Source organism: Tepidimonas charontis (assembly GCF_007556685.1).
Taxonomy (GTDB): domain Bacteria; phylum Pseudomonadota; class Gammaproteobacteria; order Burkholderiales; family Burkholderiaceae_C; genus Tepidimonas; species Tepidimonas charontis.
In genome coordinates this window covers 31,756-45,218 of sequence record NZ_VJON01000010.1, presented here as the reverse complement: position 1 = coordinate 45,218, position 13,463 = coordinate 31,756, and the positions used below count along the sequence as shown (strand labels likewise).

The following is a 13,463-nucleotide window of genomic DNA, read 5'->3' as shown; positions in this document are numbered from 1 at the left end:
AATTTTACAATTCCAAATCCCAACCTTTACGCTTTTCTTTCACCTTTTCTTTTTCCCAAACCGGTATCGCGCCAAGCACTGCATTTTCCCGGCGATTTAATGCCTTCACTGCTGCATCCCGCGCTTCCTCGATCGTCCTGAATGCGGCTTTGTCAAGCTCGGCGGGCGCTTCACGGAAAACCCCGTCTTTGCACAGAATCCGGTCGCTTGCATCCCCGCCGAAAAACGGGTCGCCTTTGCCGGCGAACTCGATCACAAAGATTTTCGACGGGCGCACACCCACCCCAGACTCTTTTCATTTGCGCGATGTACTCATCGCTTTCGAGTCCATGTCCCATGATGAACTCCGTCAGAAATCCATCTCCACTTCCGCCGCCTTTTGCTTGCCGCGAGGCTTTTCAACCGCCTGCGGCTGCTCTTTGCCAAAATCCAGCACCTCCTTGATTTTTTCAACGGTGTCAGCGTCAAGCTGCGCGCGATAGCGGTATGCAAGCCGAGCGGCAACCGCGGCCTGCCGCGGCGTGAGCGTTTCGGCGGACGCAAGCTCGTGACCAAACTCCGAATCCGCTTTCGAAAACCCCCGGTCGTTTTTCGCGAGTGCCCGGTCGCGGTCTGCTTCGGCAATTGATTTGATTGCGCTGTGTACGACTTGAATTTGCTCCGACGTAATGCGCGCGGCAATGCGTTCGTTTTCTGCTTTGCGCTGCGCGATTTTTTCATCATTACCGGCGGCACTGAATCGGCTGAGCAACTGAATCGCGGTGCTGCCGCGTTGCTGCTGGCCTTGCTGAATGGGGATCGCGCTGAGGTCAATTTCCCCTTCTTTGTCAAGACCCTGCGAAATCACGTCGATCTTGTGCGCCATGGTTTTCGCGATATGCGATTCCAGCGTGCCGTCAAAAACGAGATAAGTGACATTGACAGCGTTTTTCTGCCCGATGCGGTGCACGCGGTCTTCAGCCTGCAACACTTTCCCGGGTGTCCAGTCCATCTCGGCGAACGCAATGTCGGATGCGGCTGTAAGTGTTAAGCCAACCCCTGCGGCGCCGATTGTGCCGACAAACAGTTTCACATCCTTGGTATTTTGGAATTTTTGAACCGCAGCGTCGCGGTTCGCAATAGACGTTTCGCCCGTTACACAAACGGCCTCAGGACCAAATTCCTTCGCAATCGCTTCGGCGACTTCTTTGTGATGACACATGACGACTAGCTTTTCCGGCTCCTGATCCCTGATCCAAGAAATCACCGGCTCCACTTTCGCCATGGCGAGCGCGTGCCGAACTTTTGACATCTGATCAAATTGCGGCTTGAGTCCGTCTTTGAGTGCATGAATGCCCTTCTGAAATGTCTCCATGTCGCCCTCGATTTCCGCCCGCGCGATTTCTTTTGCAGTCGCGGCGGCTGCATCGTCCATCGCTTGTGCGATTTCTGACTCTTGCTTGAGTAAATCCCGCACTTTACCGTCGGGCTCGATCACGAAGACGTTGCGACGCTTGTCCGGAAGCTCCTGCAACACGTCCGCCTTGAGACGCCGAACCATAAACGACTCGCGCATGCGCTGCTGCAGTTCGGGCAAATTCGACGCGCCCGACGTATCCCAACCCCATCGGGTTTGCTGTGCATCACAGTAGCGCATTGCAAAGTATTTCCAGCTCCTGCCCAGCCCGTTGGGATCGATGGCGTGCACGAGCGGCCACAGCTCGATCGGACGATTCAGAATCGGTGTTCCGGTCAGAAAAATCTTTCGACCGGCCTTAATCGGCGCGTGCTCTTGATCGCCGAGAATTAGTTTTGTGCGCTCCGCTTTGGAATTTTTGAGGTAGTGCGCCTCGTCAACGATGAGCGCGTCCCACGTGCGAGATTTGATCTCCGTATTGAACTTCTTGACTTGTTCAAAATTGCAAATGACGATATTCGTGTCGGGGAAGTTTTTGCCGTCGGCGATGCCAACGGTCAGGTCGCGGGCGAGCCACTTTTCTGCTTCGCGTCGCCAGTTGTATTTCAAAGAGGCAGGAACGATCACAAGCGCCGACTTGATGCTTTGGTCGGCATTGATGACGCCTATCGCCTGCACCGTTTTTCCAAGCCCCATTTCGTCAGCGATGAGCGTCGATGTGCGCCCCATCGCGTAAGCGATGCCGGCTTTTTGGTAGGGCAGATAATTCAAACCGTCTGGCGCCGGAATTTTAATCGAAGGGTTGTCAAGCGCCGCCGCGCGAGAAAGCTCGCGGCTTTCCTTGGCTTTTTCCAGTGCGGCTTGCGCTGAATCGCTCAGCTTGACTGTGATACCCGGAATGTTGAGCGCGCGTTCCACGCAATCGCTAGATGTACTCCACCAAACCTTTAAGTCACGATCCCAGGAAAAACCCGAGCTTTTAGCAAAGTCTTTGTGCTCGTAGTCCACGAGAAAAATGAAGCGCCCGCGCTGATGATCGATTTTGAAAGTCTTCATTTTTCAACTTCCTTTTCAAGAGAGAAAGTCAAAAGGACTTTTCGAGAGCAAAATGGATCACGCTTGACCCCACGATTCCGCCGATATTCGGAATGATCCCGGCGCGAAGTGAAACATCATCTGCAATGGAGACCCGGATTGAGGGAACTGCTAAAAGCGTCAGTTTGCCCCTAGAAATTCTGGCAATATCATCGTAACCCGTGTAACCCGTGACGAAGCCGAGGGTTAGACCAATAGCCAGCCTCCCGCTCTCGCTTTCGGCCTCAAAGTGCTTGCCGGCGTAGAAAGACATTTTTCTCACGGAATTTCGATAAAATCCCCCAGTCCACCCTTCTTTACTCTTTATGTACAGACCTGGATTAAAATTGTTGAAGCCCGCGGAAGAGTGAACGCTTGCAATGTGCACTCCCACGGTTACGCGGCCACCTATGTCGTCCCTGCTTTCGGCGAAAGCAGGCAAACCGAAAAAAAGGGCCGTCAGAAAACAAATAACGACCTTGGCGGATTTTATCGCTCTCACTTTTACGCTCCTTGCGTTACGAATAAATCAGCGAAGTCAGCGAAGCGCGCGAAGTCAGCGAAGCGCGATAAGCAAAAAGTTGCTGAGCAAAAAGCTCTATCTCGGCTGGCTCAATTTGAGCCCGTTCAAGCGTAAAACGTAGATTGGCAAGCGCGATGCGTGCGCTTTTCATCGAAAGTGTTTCGTCCAAGATCGCGGCAATATCGCGCTTGATCGTGTCCAGGTCGCCATCGCTAAAGTGAACATGTGACGGTACGCGTAGACGAAACATGCCGTCAATCACGAGCGTTTTCATATGCTGCCCCGAGCTTTTTCTCGATAACCGACCGCCGCCAACCAACACACCGCAGGCTGATCGTCTGCGGTGGCGGCAATTCGCCTCGCTCGATCATGCGGTAGAGCGTGCTTTTTGAGACGCCGAGAATCGCCCGCACTTCATGCGGGCGTAAAAGGAAGTCATCGAACCCTGCGCGCTGTGCGGTGAGCAGACGACTGAAGTCTTGTGCTGGTGTTGCGTTCATGCTGTATAGAGGAACGGGAAGAAATATCGCGCCCTATTTCCGCTCTTTTTAGCTACCATAATCCGGCGGCGTGCAATCAATGTAGGGAACCTCGCCGACATACTGAGCATTCTTTTGGCGGGCATCACGCAAAATGGCGGACTCGATCCAGCGCTGTTTATCAAAGGTGCGCGGCTCTTTGCCTGCGGCAATCAAGCGCGCATTGCGTGCCTGGAACGTCGCCTCGCGCTGATCGACATCCGCCTGAATTTCGGGCGTTAAGGCGCCCCATGTCACCCATAACTTCGCGCCGGCGGAAAAAGCCGATGTCATAGATGCGTTGCAGCTAAGACGTTCACCACCGTACTCTTCATACGTCATCGCTGGAATGCAAAAATCAATCGATATCGACGCCGGTAGCGAAGCGAATTCTTGGTATTCATGCCGCCAAGGCATGCGGTCGTAAACCCATTCGCCGCTAGATGAAAGAAATGCGCCGCCTTCACCGGATTGGGCTTCGGCAACGACGGCCACAAAACCTGGATGACCGGCGTCTGAAATTGAAAGCGTCACACGTCCCGCGGGATAATAACCGTTGCAATAAAACGACACGGCTGCGCCCGCGTTAACAGCAGCTGCACTGACAGTAAGCGCAAGTGCGATGATGTGCTTTTTCATGATGAACTCCTTTCGTTTTCGTCTATGTTCCCGTCTATGTTCCACCAGTTTCGTGGCAACTGTGGCAAACCCTCTTTCACAAAAAACTCGAAATACGCGCGCCACAGCGCCTCGCCCTCGGGACATCGCACCCCGTAGCCTTGGCCCGCCGCAGTGCAGCGGGGGCACTGGAGCGAGTGCGTGATGTAGCGCTCGTGCGCTTCGCGCCTGCTCGCGGACGCGGTGCTGTAAGACATGAGGCTTAACGCCACTCGATCACGCGCGGCTTCGCTTTGCTCGCCGCCATGACGCCCCACACAACACAAATAATCCAGGCGGGTAGCACGAGAATCGAGGCCATGCCGAGGGTCAAAAAGCTCAACACGCCGATTGCGAGAAAAGCCGCGATCATGATCACGCCGCCGGTGACGGTCGCGTAGAGCAGGCCCAGCGGGCCGAAAAAGAATGTCAAAAGAAATGCCGCGAGGACCGATTTTTGTTCGACGTGAAAGACGTTGACGACGGACGGTGTGGTCATGATGAAGCTCCTGTTGTTTTGAACGAACTGTGCGTGCGGCACGCGGCACGCGCGCAGAGACGTTGACACGCCGTCCGCCGCACATCAGGTAGAGGAACGGGAAGAAATAACCGCGGGCCCGGTGCCCGCCAGGGCTTGCAGGTGTGTTTCGGCTGTGCTAAAATTCGTGCGCCGGTTGAGATCTGGCTTCCCCGCGTAGCGGGGGTGGACGATATGTCTAACTCGACCTCAATCGGCTATCGGGCTTCCCCGCCTCCCGGCGGGGGTGAACGTGTCCATCCCCGAGCGCGTGGGGACACCGCTTAGCTTTCCCCGCTTCACTGCGGGGGTGATCGAAACCTCCTTCCCCTCATGCCCCTCCCGAGAGGGGCTTTTTTCTTGGGCGAGAGTACGGAAGGTCTCGCGCAAGATCGCTCGCGCAGCGCTTTTGCTGTGCTTGAGCTTTGAAAGCTTGTCAGCAAGCGGCTTGAGCGCGACGGCTATGTGCACAGGAACGGGCGGGGTAGGGCAGCAGGAAAGCAAGAAGAGGGGGCAGGGGCCCGTGGCGCGCGAGGCACATCCGGCAGCCTTGTGCACCCCGGCCCCGGGCCGGGACAGGGAAGGGCGTTACAGCGTAACGCTACCCGCGAGGTGCGCGCCGCTCAGGGACCGGGGTGTCGGGGCTGTGCCCTGACTGATGAGCCGCCCCCGCGGGGGGCCGCGAATCACCGGGCGGGAAGGCGCGACAAGCGCCTGGCGCCCCTACCTTGCACTGGTATTCGGGACACAGGTGACATTCGCGGGAACGAGTGACCGCAAGGGCGCTGCCCCGATACTGACAAACACTGACAAAAAGACGACGTAGTACCGGGTGAAAACAGGCTAAAAGAAGACATTGATAAGACGGAAAACAGGCGTAGCGTGTCAACATACGGTCAAAACACCGCGACAGGTACGACTGACAACCGACAGTAGTTGACAGCAAGGACAAAACACTGTATAAAAACCGCGGATAGTACAGACAGACACCGGCGTAGTGATGACTTAGTACCGCAGTAACGATGACAGGGCACGGCAGAAAGCCGACTGAAAAGCGGAAAAAACCGGCAAAGTGAAGACGTAACAACGACTTAAGACTGGAATGGTGAGACTGAAAGCCGACCAAAACCGTCAGTTCGCCGCCGCCGTCCGCGCGGCACTGGCGCGGGGCTGCACGCTGCAAGACGCTTTGCTGGCGGGGTGTGCTGCCGTTCCTGTTTTGGGTGGCTCGTCGCTTGTTGCGCTGCGCCGCCGCTTCTTCCGGCATCGGTCACGGGAGGAAAAAACCGAAAGTAAGGTGGACAAGATGCGGCGTCTGGTGCCGGAAATCGAGCGCTTGCGCGCCGCCGGTGCCGCCTGGTCCGATTTGATGCCGTGGCTGTCCCAACGGCTTGGTGTGCCAATTGCTGACGACAAGGGCGCCCGCGCGGTCCAAAAGCTCTTCCGCCGCGCTGTTGCCAAGGAAGGTTGCCATGAATCCCAACGATGATTTTCTTCGTGAGCTGGCCGAAGATTCGGCAAGCCGCTATCGAAGCCGTATCAACCAAGAGCTGATGGCGCTGCTGCCTGCGATTCAGGATCTGGTCAGGAGCGGCAAGAGCATTCGCTCGATCACGACGATTCTGTCGAGCTCGCCGCGCTCGCCTCTGCACGGGGTCAAGCGAGAAACGATCGAGCGGGCCTACTTCCGCTTGCTCAAAAGAGGCGTGGTGCAGGACAAGGTTTCGCCTGCTGCCGCACTTGCTGCGTCATTTCCCGCTGTGGCGTCGCCCCCGCCCGCACCCGTGGCCCCGCCGGTGACCGCTTCGCCGGCTCCGGGCCCTGCCGCTTCTTTTGCTTTCCCGGCTCCTGCCTCCGCGCCCGTGCCGGCTCCCGCCGTGGCGGCGGCCGCGCCGGTAGTGGCTTCTGCGAGCGTCGCGCCCGCGCCGGCCCCGGTGGCCGCGCCCCGTTCGGCTTACGCGCCGTCACCGGACGCCCTGGCAGAAAAGCGCGCTGCCGAGGAACGCCGTCGGGCCGAGCGCGCGGCCCGGGAAAAGCTCTCCGAAGGGATTCAGACCTTCCTCGTGCCCGAGCCGTGGCCCGTGCATCCGGTGCTGCAAGGGCCGCTGGAGCCGCGTTTCTGTGACCCGATCGATGGCGAGGATCTGCCTTTCGAGGTCGTGCCGCCGGCGGTGCAGGTGGTCAATGAGGTCAACTGGAAGTCGTCGGGGAAGGCTTTCCAGTTCCCGCCGGAGGTGCGCGCGCTGCTCATGCAACACCTGCAAGAGCGTGGCATCGGCCAAGGCGGGCAAGGGTTCTTCACCCGCTGGACGCCACAGCAAACCCGTGAAATCGCGAGAAACATCCAGCGCGGTCTCGCGGCACAGATTGAAATCTTTCGGCAGGCGGCCAGGGATGGCAAGTCTGTTGATCCCGCACTGATCAGCCAATATCAGAATCACGCCGAAGACGCCCTGGTGGATCGTTTACTGATGGCGCGAGAAAACTGGCGCCGCCTGCTCGCGTGCATACAGATAGAAATGAACGTTTTCCAGATTCCGGACCGCCTGCTCTCTAAGCTTCAGGACAACCCCCATCTCACCGGCAGGTTCTCCGGCGTCAGCAATGTGTTCAATTTCGGGATGTGGGAGGTGGTTGCCGGCAAGTGAATATTTCTCGCGGTTCCTCTGTAGAGGGTGTGTGTTCTTTCCTCTTTCTCTTCCTGAAAGGAGCTTTCTGTGGACATCTTTATTTCGCATGGTGAAAAGGGCGGCATCGGTAAGTCGATGGTCTCCAACGCGCTCGTCGATCTCGCGCTGCTGTCCGGCAAGCGGACGTGGCTGATCGAGGGGGATCTCTCCAACCGGGACGTAGCCGCGCGCATGGGCAAGCACTGCGAGCGCGTCATTGAGCTGAGCCTCGCCAACCCCGACGGCTACGCAGACGCGCTGCTCGACCTCGACCGCGTCGTGCAAGAGGGCATCAGTGAAGATGCCGAAGTCATGGTGATCAATCTTCCGGCGGGGGCTGGGCAGACGCTGGACAAAGACCCGGAGGTGTTCACGAGTATGCTGATGCACGGAGAGGCGAGGATCCATGCCGTCATTTCCTGCGGCACAGAACAGCGCTCGATCGACCGGGCGGTCGAGATTGCGTTTGACGGAGTAGGCAAGAACGCCCGCAACACGCTCTTGCTTGCACAAGAGTTCCTCCCCGGGGCGACGAAGGCGCCGACGCTGCTGCAGCGCATTCAAGACGCGGTGGTCGCGCATGAGCAGACCCGCGCGGTCAGCATCGCCGCGTTCCCGGCGCTGCCCGGACAGCAGGCGATTCGCTATGTCCAGGACCAAGCCGAAGCGCGGATTTCCGAGTTGTGCGCGCGACAAAACATGCCGGTCATGTCGCTGTACATCCGTCGCTTCCTCGCCGGCGCCCGGCAAGCGCTGTCGCCAGTGCTGGAAAACAACTTCATCAGCCAAGAGGACATCTCGATGGGGCGGCTGCGTGCGCCGGAACCGCTGCTACACTAAATCAACCCGACCAAAAGCAATCCCCGCCTAGGCGGGGATTTGATTTTTTATTCAATGGGCAAGTCGACTTTGCTCTCGATCGCGCTCTTCGCGCAAAAATTCGAGCGCGTCTATCGCTTGCTCGCGTGATACACCCATTGCGTTAATCAAGTCGTCGACGATTTCATCGTCTGACAAGTCGACCCCCAGGCCGGCAACGGCTGCATAGTAGCGCGCAATCTCATCGAGCGTCATTTCGCGCAAATTCTCTTCCCGCGCAGTCATCAGAATCGCGATTGCTCTTGCTTTCGCGTCGTCCCCGCGTCCGATAACCCTGCTAATGACCGCTTCGATGGCGCGCGCAATTTCCGCGTCAGTAAAAGCGCAATTTGTTGCGGCCTGAATCGCGGCAATCGCCTGTTTCCACGTCAGCTCGCCAGTATCCGTCAGAAAAAATAGTGCGTCTGACAAGCCATAACCCTGCGAAAAAATGATGCGCGCGGCTTCTTGTGTGCCGCAGCTCAAAATAGCTGACTGAATTGACTCCAAAAGAGCGTGATGATCGGTTTTCATAATGCTTTCGCAAATCGCATAATGCTTTCGCAAATCGTTGAGGTTTTGTGGATCCGCAGGATGTAGAGGCGTCGGGAGAATTATTTCTTCCGAAACCTCTAATCTAACGTAACGCAACCCAACCCGGAGATGTAGCCGATGAAGTCGATGAAGTCCATCGTTCTTGAGCAAATTTCTGACGAGGAAATCAAAAAGCGCGCCGCCGAAATTGATGAAGCCGATCCCGCGTGGACCGTGGCCGCGATGGTGGCGCAAATTTCTGTCGTCAAACACGGAAATCTTACAGAAAATTTCCAGCGAGGGGTCGTTGATACATTTAAAGAGAGCGTTAAAAGCTCAATTGACGAGGTTCGGCAAGCCACAACGACCGCAATTGATGAAGTGCAACAAGCCGCCGCGCTGATTAAGACATCTAGTCAGAGTTTGGCAAATAAGGGTGCGGCTGTTGAAGAGTCCGCTTCAGCGGTACGCGAAATTTTCAGTGAGTTCATGAGTCAAACGAGGGCGGACCGAATAAAAAATGCCGCGATGGAGGGCGTGGACGGCGCGCTGATGAATGCGGGCGACCGTTTTTTCTCGCAAGCGGTGGCCGCTCTCAAGACTGACGTAACGAGCTTTTTCTCTAATCAGCGACAAGACATTAAATCTTTTCTTGAGAAGCAGCAATCGACAGTCGAGTCGGCGAAGACCCTCGCCGTTGTCGCCGCCGCCGGCGGTGCCGGGGTCGGGGTCGCTTTGGGTCTGCTGATCGGCAACCTGCTGTAACGGGCTGTTACACACTGTTACAAAAAAGAGGCCTTCGCGCACCGCTTCGCGCGTGCGCGGGCTTGCGCGTGCGCGGGCGATTTCGTATAATGCGGACATGCTCGCAGCGAATGCCCGTCTGACAATCGCCCGCCCCGGAGCGGGGGCGGTGGAGGGGGCATTCATTGCACGCGTGATGGTAGATGTGGGAGCAAGCTTTCGCGCCGTCACCAAGATTCTCGCCATCAACGCTTTCTTCGCGGCTGCCGCGGTCGCTGCACTGATGCTTGCGGTCGCGATTGTGGGCGAGGCGGCTTCACATTCACAGCTGCTTCGTGTGATTACCGCGGTTCCCGCGGTTCTCGCTGCGATATTTTTTTCTGACAAAAAGGCTGTTTCGGAAAAGCTGGCCCGCCGCCGCGCGGCGAGGGCGGCGTCGATCTCGCTGGCATGCGAGACGGAACGGGCTCGCACTGCTTGCGACGAGGCCGTCGTGCTGCGTGTCGCGTCGGCAGTGACCGGCGGCATCATGCCGCGCCCCGCCGCCGCCGAAGCGCTGTCCCGCGCTGCCCCGCAGGCGCTCCACCAGGACCCCCGCGCCGCCCTGGCGGCTTCTCACCTGCGCGCCGTCATGCGCGCCCTCATCACGCTCGCTCGTGATCTGAGCACCCGCGCCCGCACCTCGCTGCGGATCCGCGCGGGCTGACCTCTTTTCCTTCCCTTTTTCACTCCCAAGGAGGCGGCATCCCGCGCAAACCGCGCGGGGCCGCCTTTCTCATGTCCATTGCGCATTTGATGCCGCCTCCGCAAGGAGCGGAAAATGGACATTCAGGATCAGGACATTCGCAATGCTACTGCAGTCGAAATTGCAAAAACGCTCGCCGCGCAAACCGGCATCTTTTTGACGAAAAAAGATCTCGAGTCAATCAGCAAGCTCGAAGAAATCGCGCATAAGCAGCGGCGACTAATTTTGCGAAACCGCTGGAATACCGAAGCGGGACAAAAGTGGGCGAAATCGGCAGGCAAGCTCGTCAGAAACTCGGCAGACGCCGATGACCATTCAACAAAACTCTCGATCTCAACGGAAATTGCGCTTGGCGCGGTTGAGATAAAAATCAAAAAAGGCGCCATTCCCGAAGTCGCAAAAACTCTCGCAGAAAAAATCACCAGGCTACAAGGTGTTGTGGTCGACAATTCGGCGCTTCTGGAAATTCGCGAATCGGAAGTGTCAGCCTGCGGTGAAAGCGATGAGGATGACGAGCAAATTTTTAGCGTTGATGATGCTACAGAGTCGGCGCTAGAAACATTCGCGGAAATTCGCGACCTGGATTCATATTTTGGTGAAAAAATCCCGGTCGGATACGAAGATGTCGAAAGTCTCATCAAAATCGCGGTGAGCGAGCTCGCAGAGGAAAGAGGAACCGTTTCGGAAATAACGTGCCGGAAATACATTTTCGCCGCATTGCGCGCAGTGCTTGAAAGTGACCCGCGCGGAAAAGCGCTGGCCGACGAAATCGCTAAAGATAAGAGTAAAAAAATTCGCGTGCTCGAAAAACCCGCCGCGTGGAAAGCGATTTCAATCATCGTCGACAGCCTCATCCCGGACGAGCTTGCCCAAATATTGGACTTTTCGCGCCTCGGCGTCGCACAAAGATACGCCGCGATTTTTGCAGCCATTGAAGGCCGGGATATTCGAGAAGCGACAAAGTGCGGCGACGGCCACGCGATTTCTGTAATCGCCGATCGCGGTCAAAGAGCAATCCAAGCGCAAGCCAAGGCACGGCTGCAACGGCAGGGAACGCTTGCGCGCATTGCAATGTCGGCGGCGAAAGCGGGAACCGATGCGGAGCCGATTAGCGCCGCTTCACAATATCCGGTAATGATGCGGCTGCACACGCATGAGCGGCAATTGGCACTGTTTGCTGCTTAAACGGGGAGGGGCGAAAATGGACAAGTTTCACGTTCGTGAATTTGCCAATCGCCCCGCGCCCAGCCAGGAATACTTAATCGAAGGTATTCTGCCTCTGGGCGCAATTGGCGATATTTCCGGGATGCCCGGCCAAGGGAAATCGACGCTGGCGCTGCTAATGGCCGACGCGGTTTCGCAAGGATTGCCGTGGTTCGGAAAAAAAACCCGGCAAATGGCCGTCGCGTGGATTACAGGAGAAGCCTCTGGAAAGGATGCAATACACCGCGATTGTGTACGCCTGGGAATCGATTTCGAGGAAAGCGATATCCTGTTCATTCGGGCAGAAAAGGAAATGTTTCGCTTTGACCGGCTCTCTGAATGCTGGATTACAACCGATGAGGGTGGGCAAATTCTAAAAGGGCTGAGGGATTGTCGAATCGGATTTGCAATCATTGACACGATTGGGTCGGTCGTCGCGGGGCTTCGTGAAATTGATAACGATCAGCAGCGGCAATTGGCGAGGCATCTGCGAAGCGAATTCGCGGAAACCTCGCTTTTAACGATTTCGCACACGAATCAATCGTCCGCGAAGGACGATCTAAGCTGGCGTCTGCATTACCTATCGCGCGCCGGTGGCAATGGTTTTCCGGGGGCTATTCGGTGGGCTGCGGGAGTGAGCGAGCTATCGCCCGAGGAAATTCAGGCATTCAATATCGCGCGCACTCCCGGTTCGCGATATGTGGCTTTCGGGATTTCGAAATACAACGAAATGCCAAGGCCTGAGTACAGCAACCATTCGCCGGCGATTTTTGAAATTCGCGCGGATGGCGGGGTGGAAATGGTGAAAGTTCGGCATCTTGGCGCTGAGGCTAATTTGACTTCCGGCGCGGATGGTGTTACTACGAAAGCAAGAAAGGGGGTTCGCGATGAGCGCGAGCGCAGAGCAGTGTTTTGAGGTCAATCATGCGCGCCATGACCGCGCGCACTGTCTTGTGCCGGGGCTTTTTCGCAGTCTGCAAAAAGGTGAGCGCAAGCGCGAAAAGCTGGACATCACACACAGCTTCGGGGATGTCGTGGTGCGGTTCTGGGGCCCTGAGCCGTTGGGCGCTGGCGACCTGCGCGTCCTTCAGGGGCTGGTGGCGCTGGCGGGGCCGGTCGGCGCGATTCTGCCGCCGGCGCCGACCTCCCCTGTTGGGCAGGAGCTGCGCGCATCGCTTGAGCCGAAGTGGGCGGCGGTGGAAAAAAGGGCTCTTGCCGTCCGCTGCAGCTACCGGGCGCTTGCGCGCGAAATTGGCTACGCCCCCGGTGACACAAAAGCCATTCGGGACTGCCTCGAACGACTATGGGCGATATCGGTGCTCATTGCGGACCAAAATGGACGCCGCATGGGCTTCAGAATCTTGTCGTTCTACGCAAGTGACGATGGCAAGGGTGAGCTTACGGTGGCACTCAACCCGCTGATCGCCCGCGCGGTGCTGGGCGATGGACAGCATGTGCACATCGACATGCACGAAGTGCGCTCTCTGAAGTCTGATGCCGCGCGGCTGATCCATCAGCGCCTGTGCGGCTGGATTGATCCAGGCAGAAGCGGCAAGGTCGACCTCGACACCCTGTGCAGCTACGCGTGGCCGACACAAGCGGACAACCCGAACACGCTGAAGACTAGACGGCAAGCCGGCAAGCGCGCCCTCAAAGAGCTATCCGATCTGGGCTGGCGGGTCGCCGAGTACGCTACCGGTCGCTTCGAAATTCAGCGCCCGAAGCTCCCAAAAACCGCCCGCTAACGGTAGCTGACCCCCCATGCTAGTAGCTGACCCCCCATGCTAACGCCACCCAAACCGCAAGCTAACGCCACCCAAACCGCAAGCTAACGCCACCCAAACCGCAAGCTAACGCCACCCAAACCGCAAGCTAACGCCACCCAAACCGCAAGCTAACGCCACCCGGCACACCTGAAAAAACCTTTGAAAAACAAATACGTAGCCGGACTTTGCTCATCCCCTCTAAGACTCTCTAAGAGAGTCTAAGAGATTCTAAGGGGCGCGGCTTTGCCGCCCGCTCCCC

At 57.4% G+C, this 13,463-nt stretch carries 16 protein-coding genes; 8 read left to right on the top strand and 8 right to left on the bottom strand.

Annotation, left to right across the window (positions count from 1 at the left end):
* Positions 1 to 4: 4 nt before the first annotated feature.
* From Tchar_RS04740 to Tchar_RS04710, 7 genes are all read right to left on the bottom strand, one after another.
* Positions 5 to 283, bottom strand: coding sequence for a hypothetical protein (locus Tchar_RS04740; protein WP_144327935.1), 279 nt, complete (start codon positions 281 to 283; stop codon positions 5 to 7).
* Between the two features lie 66 nt (positions 284 to 349).
* Positions 350 to 2,452 carry a DEAD/DEAH box helicase gene (locus Tchar_RS04735; RefSeq protein ID WP_144327934.1) on the bottom strand — a complete coding sequence of 701 codons (2,103 nt, stop codon included), beginning with the start codon at positions 2,450 to 2,452 and terminating at the stop codon, positions 350 to 352.
* A gap of 28 nt (positions 2,453 to 2,480) precedes the next feature.
* Positions 2,481 to 2,972 (bottom strand): hypothetical protein, encoded by a 492-nt coding sequence (locus Tchar_RS04730; RefSeq protein WP_144327933.1) that lies wholly within the window; start codon positions 2,970 to 2,972, stop codon positions 2,481 to 2,483.
* A 16-nt stretch (positions 2,973 to 2,988) separates the two neighbouring features.
* Entirely contained in the window at positions 2,989 to 3,267 is a 279-nt protein-coding gene (locus tag Tchar_RS04725; protein WP_144327932.1) for a hypothetical protein, read from the bottom strand.
* A complete protein-coding gene (locus Tchar_RS04720; RefSeq protein ID WP_144327931.1) occupies positions 3,248 to 3,493 on the bottom strand; it encodes a helix-turn-helix transcriptional regulator in 246 nt (81 codons plus the stop codon). The genes Tchar_RS04725 and Tchar_RS04720 overlap by 20 nt, the downstream gene beginning before the upstream one ends.
* 48 nt (positions 3,494 to 3,541) lie before the next feature.
* Positions 3,542 to 4,150, bottom strand: a complete 609-nt coding sequence (locus tag Tchar_RS04715) for a hypothetical protein (RefSeq protein WP_144327930.1) — start codon at positions 4,148 to 4,150, stop codon at positions 3,542 to 3,544.
* 241 nt (positions 4,151 to 4,391) lie between these two features.
* Positions 4,392 to 4,667, bottom strand: a complete 276-nt coding sequence (locus Tchar_RS04710; protein WP_144327929.1) for a hypothetical protein — start codon at positions 4,665 to 4,667, stop codon at positions 4,392 to 4,394.
* Positions 4,668 to 5,982: 1,315 nt separating this feature from the next.
* On the opposite strand from Tchar_RS04710, the gene Tchar_RS13965 reads away from it, so the two are divergent.
* The 3 genes from Tchar_RS13965 to Tchar_RS04695 all read left to right on the top strand — a co-directional run bounded on the left by Tchar_RS13965 (position 5,983) and on the right by Tchar_RS04695 (position 8,194).
* Positions 5,983 to 6,174 (top strand): hypothetical protein, encoded by a 192-nt coding sequence (locus Tchar_RS13965; RefSeq protein WP_236640231.1) that lies wholly within the window; start codon positions 5,983 to 5,985, stop codon positions 6,172 to 6,174.
* Positions 6,158 to 7,333: a hypothetical protein gene (locus Tchar_RS04700; protein ID WP_144327927.1), complete on the top strand. Its 1,176-nt coding sequence runs from the start codon at positions 6,158 to 6,160 to the stop codon at positions 7,331 to 7,333. Before Tchar_RS13965 ends, Tchar_RS04700 begins: the two co-directional genes overlap by 17 nt.
* A 69-nt stretch (positions 7,334 to 7,402) precedes the next feature.
* Positions 7,403 to 8,194, top strand: coding sequence for a hypothetical protein (locus Tchar_RS04695; RefSeq protein ID WP_144327926.1), 792 nt, complete (start codon positions 7,403 to 7,405; stop codon positions 8,192 to 8,194).
* 51 nt (positions 8,195 to 8,245) lie between these two features.
* Here Tchar_RS04695 and Tchar_RS04690 read toward each other — a convergent pair whose 3' ends face one another.
* Positions 8,246 to 8,746, bottom strand: coding sequence for a vWA domain-containing protein (locus tag Tchar_RS04690; protein WP_144327925.1), 501 nt, complete (start codon positions 8,744 to 8,746; stop codon positions 8,246 to 8,248).
* 138 nt (positions 8,747 to 8,884) lie between these two features.
* Here Tchar_RS04690 and Tchar_RS04685 point away from each other — a divergent pair, with 138 nt between their 5' ends.
* The 5 genes from Tchar_RS04685 to repC all read left to right on the top strand — a co-directional run bounded on the left by Tchar_RS04685 (position 8,885) and on the right by repC (position 13,183).
* Complete coding sequence (locus tag Tchar_RS04685) at positions 8,885 to 9,511, top strand: hypothetical protein (RefSeq protein WP_144327924.1); 627 nt, start codon at positions 8,885 to 8,887, stop codon at positions 9,509 to 9,511.
* 97 nt (positions 9,512 to 9,608) lie between these two features.
* Positions 9,609 to 10,196 carry a hypothetical protein gene (locus tag Tchar_RS04680; protein WP_144327923.1) on the top strand — a complete coding sequence of 196 codons (588 nt, stop codon included), beginning with the start codon at positions 9,609 to 9,611 and terminating at the stop codon, positions 10,194 to 10,196.
* A 114-nt stretch (positions 10,197 to 10,310) separates the two neighbouring features.
* Positions 10,311 to 11,420, top strand: coding sequence for a hypothetical protein (locus Tchar_RS04675; protein ID WP_144327922.1), 1,110 nt, complete (start codon positions 10,311 to 10,313; stop codon positions 11,418 to 11,420).
* A gap of 16 nt (positions 11,421 to 11,436) precedes the next feature.
* On the top strand, positions 11,437 to 12,354 hold the full coding sequence (locus Tchar_RS04670) for an AAA family ATPase (RefSeq protein WP_161595454.1): 918 nt from the start codon (positions 11,437 to 11,439) through the stop codon (positions 12,352 to 12,354).
* A complete protein-coding gene (repC, locus tag Tchar_RS04665; protein WP_201739303.1) occupies positions 12,326 to 13,183 on the top strand; it encodes a replication protein C, IncQ-type in 858 nt (285 codons plus the stop codon). Before Tchar_RS04670 ends, repC begins: the two co-directional genes overlap by 29 nt.
* The last annotated feature ends 280 nt before the right edge of the window (positions 13,184 to 13,463 follow it).

Excerpts from the sequence above, each read along its gene's own strand:
- Tchar_RS04710 (WP_144327929.1), bottom strand. The coding sequence starts at position 4,667 with ATGACCACACCGTCCGTCGTCAACGTCTTTCACGTCGAACAAAAATCG.
- Tchar_RS04675 (WP_144327922.1), top strand. The coding sequence starts at position 10,311 with ATGGACATTCAGGATCAGGACATTCGCAATGCTACTGCAGTCGAAATT.
- Tchar_RS04685 (WP_144327924.1), top strand. The coding sequence starts at position 8,885 with ATGAAGTCGATGAAGTCCATCGTTCTTGAGCAAATTTCTGACGAGGAA.
- Tchar_RS04715 (WP_144327930.1), bottom strand. The coding sequence starts at position 4,150 with ATGAAAAAGCACATCATCGCACTTGCGCTTACTGTCAGTGCAGCTGCT.
- Tchar_RS04680 (WP_144327923.1), top strand. The coding sequence starts at position 9,609 with ATGCTCGCAGCGAATGCCCGTCTGACAATCGCCCGCCCCGGAGCGGGG.
- Tchar_RS04735 (WP_144327934.1), bottom strand. The coding sequence starts at position 2,452 with ATGAAGACTTTCAAAATCGATCATCAGCGCGGGCGCTTCATTTTTCTC.
- repC (WP_201739303.1), top strand. The coding sequence starts at position 12,326 with ATGAGCGCGAGCGCAGAGCAGTGTTTTGAGGTCAATCATGCGCGCCAT.
- Tchar_RS04720 (WP_144327931.1), bottom strand. The coding sequence starts at position 3,493 with ATGAACGCAACACCAGCACAAGACTTCAGTCGTCTGCTCACCGCACAG.
- Tchar_RS04690 (WP_144327925.1), bottom strand. The coding sequence starts at position 8,746 with ATGAAAACCGATCATCACGCTCTTTTGGAGTCAATTCAGTCAGCTATT.
- Tchar_RS04725 (WP_144327932.1), bottom strand. The coding sequence starts at position 3,267 with ATGAAAACGCTCGTGATTGACGGCATGTTTCGTCTACGCGTACCGTCA.
- Tchar_RS04670 (WP_161595454.1), top strand. The coding sequence starts at position 11,437 with ATGGACAAGTTTCACGTTCGTGAATTTGCCAATCGCCCCGCGCCCAGC.
- Tchar_RS04700 (WP_144327927.1), top strand. The coding sequence starts at position 6,158 with ATGAATCCCAACGATGATTTTCTTCGTGAGCTGGCCGAAGATTCGGCA.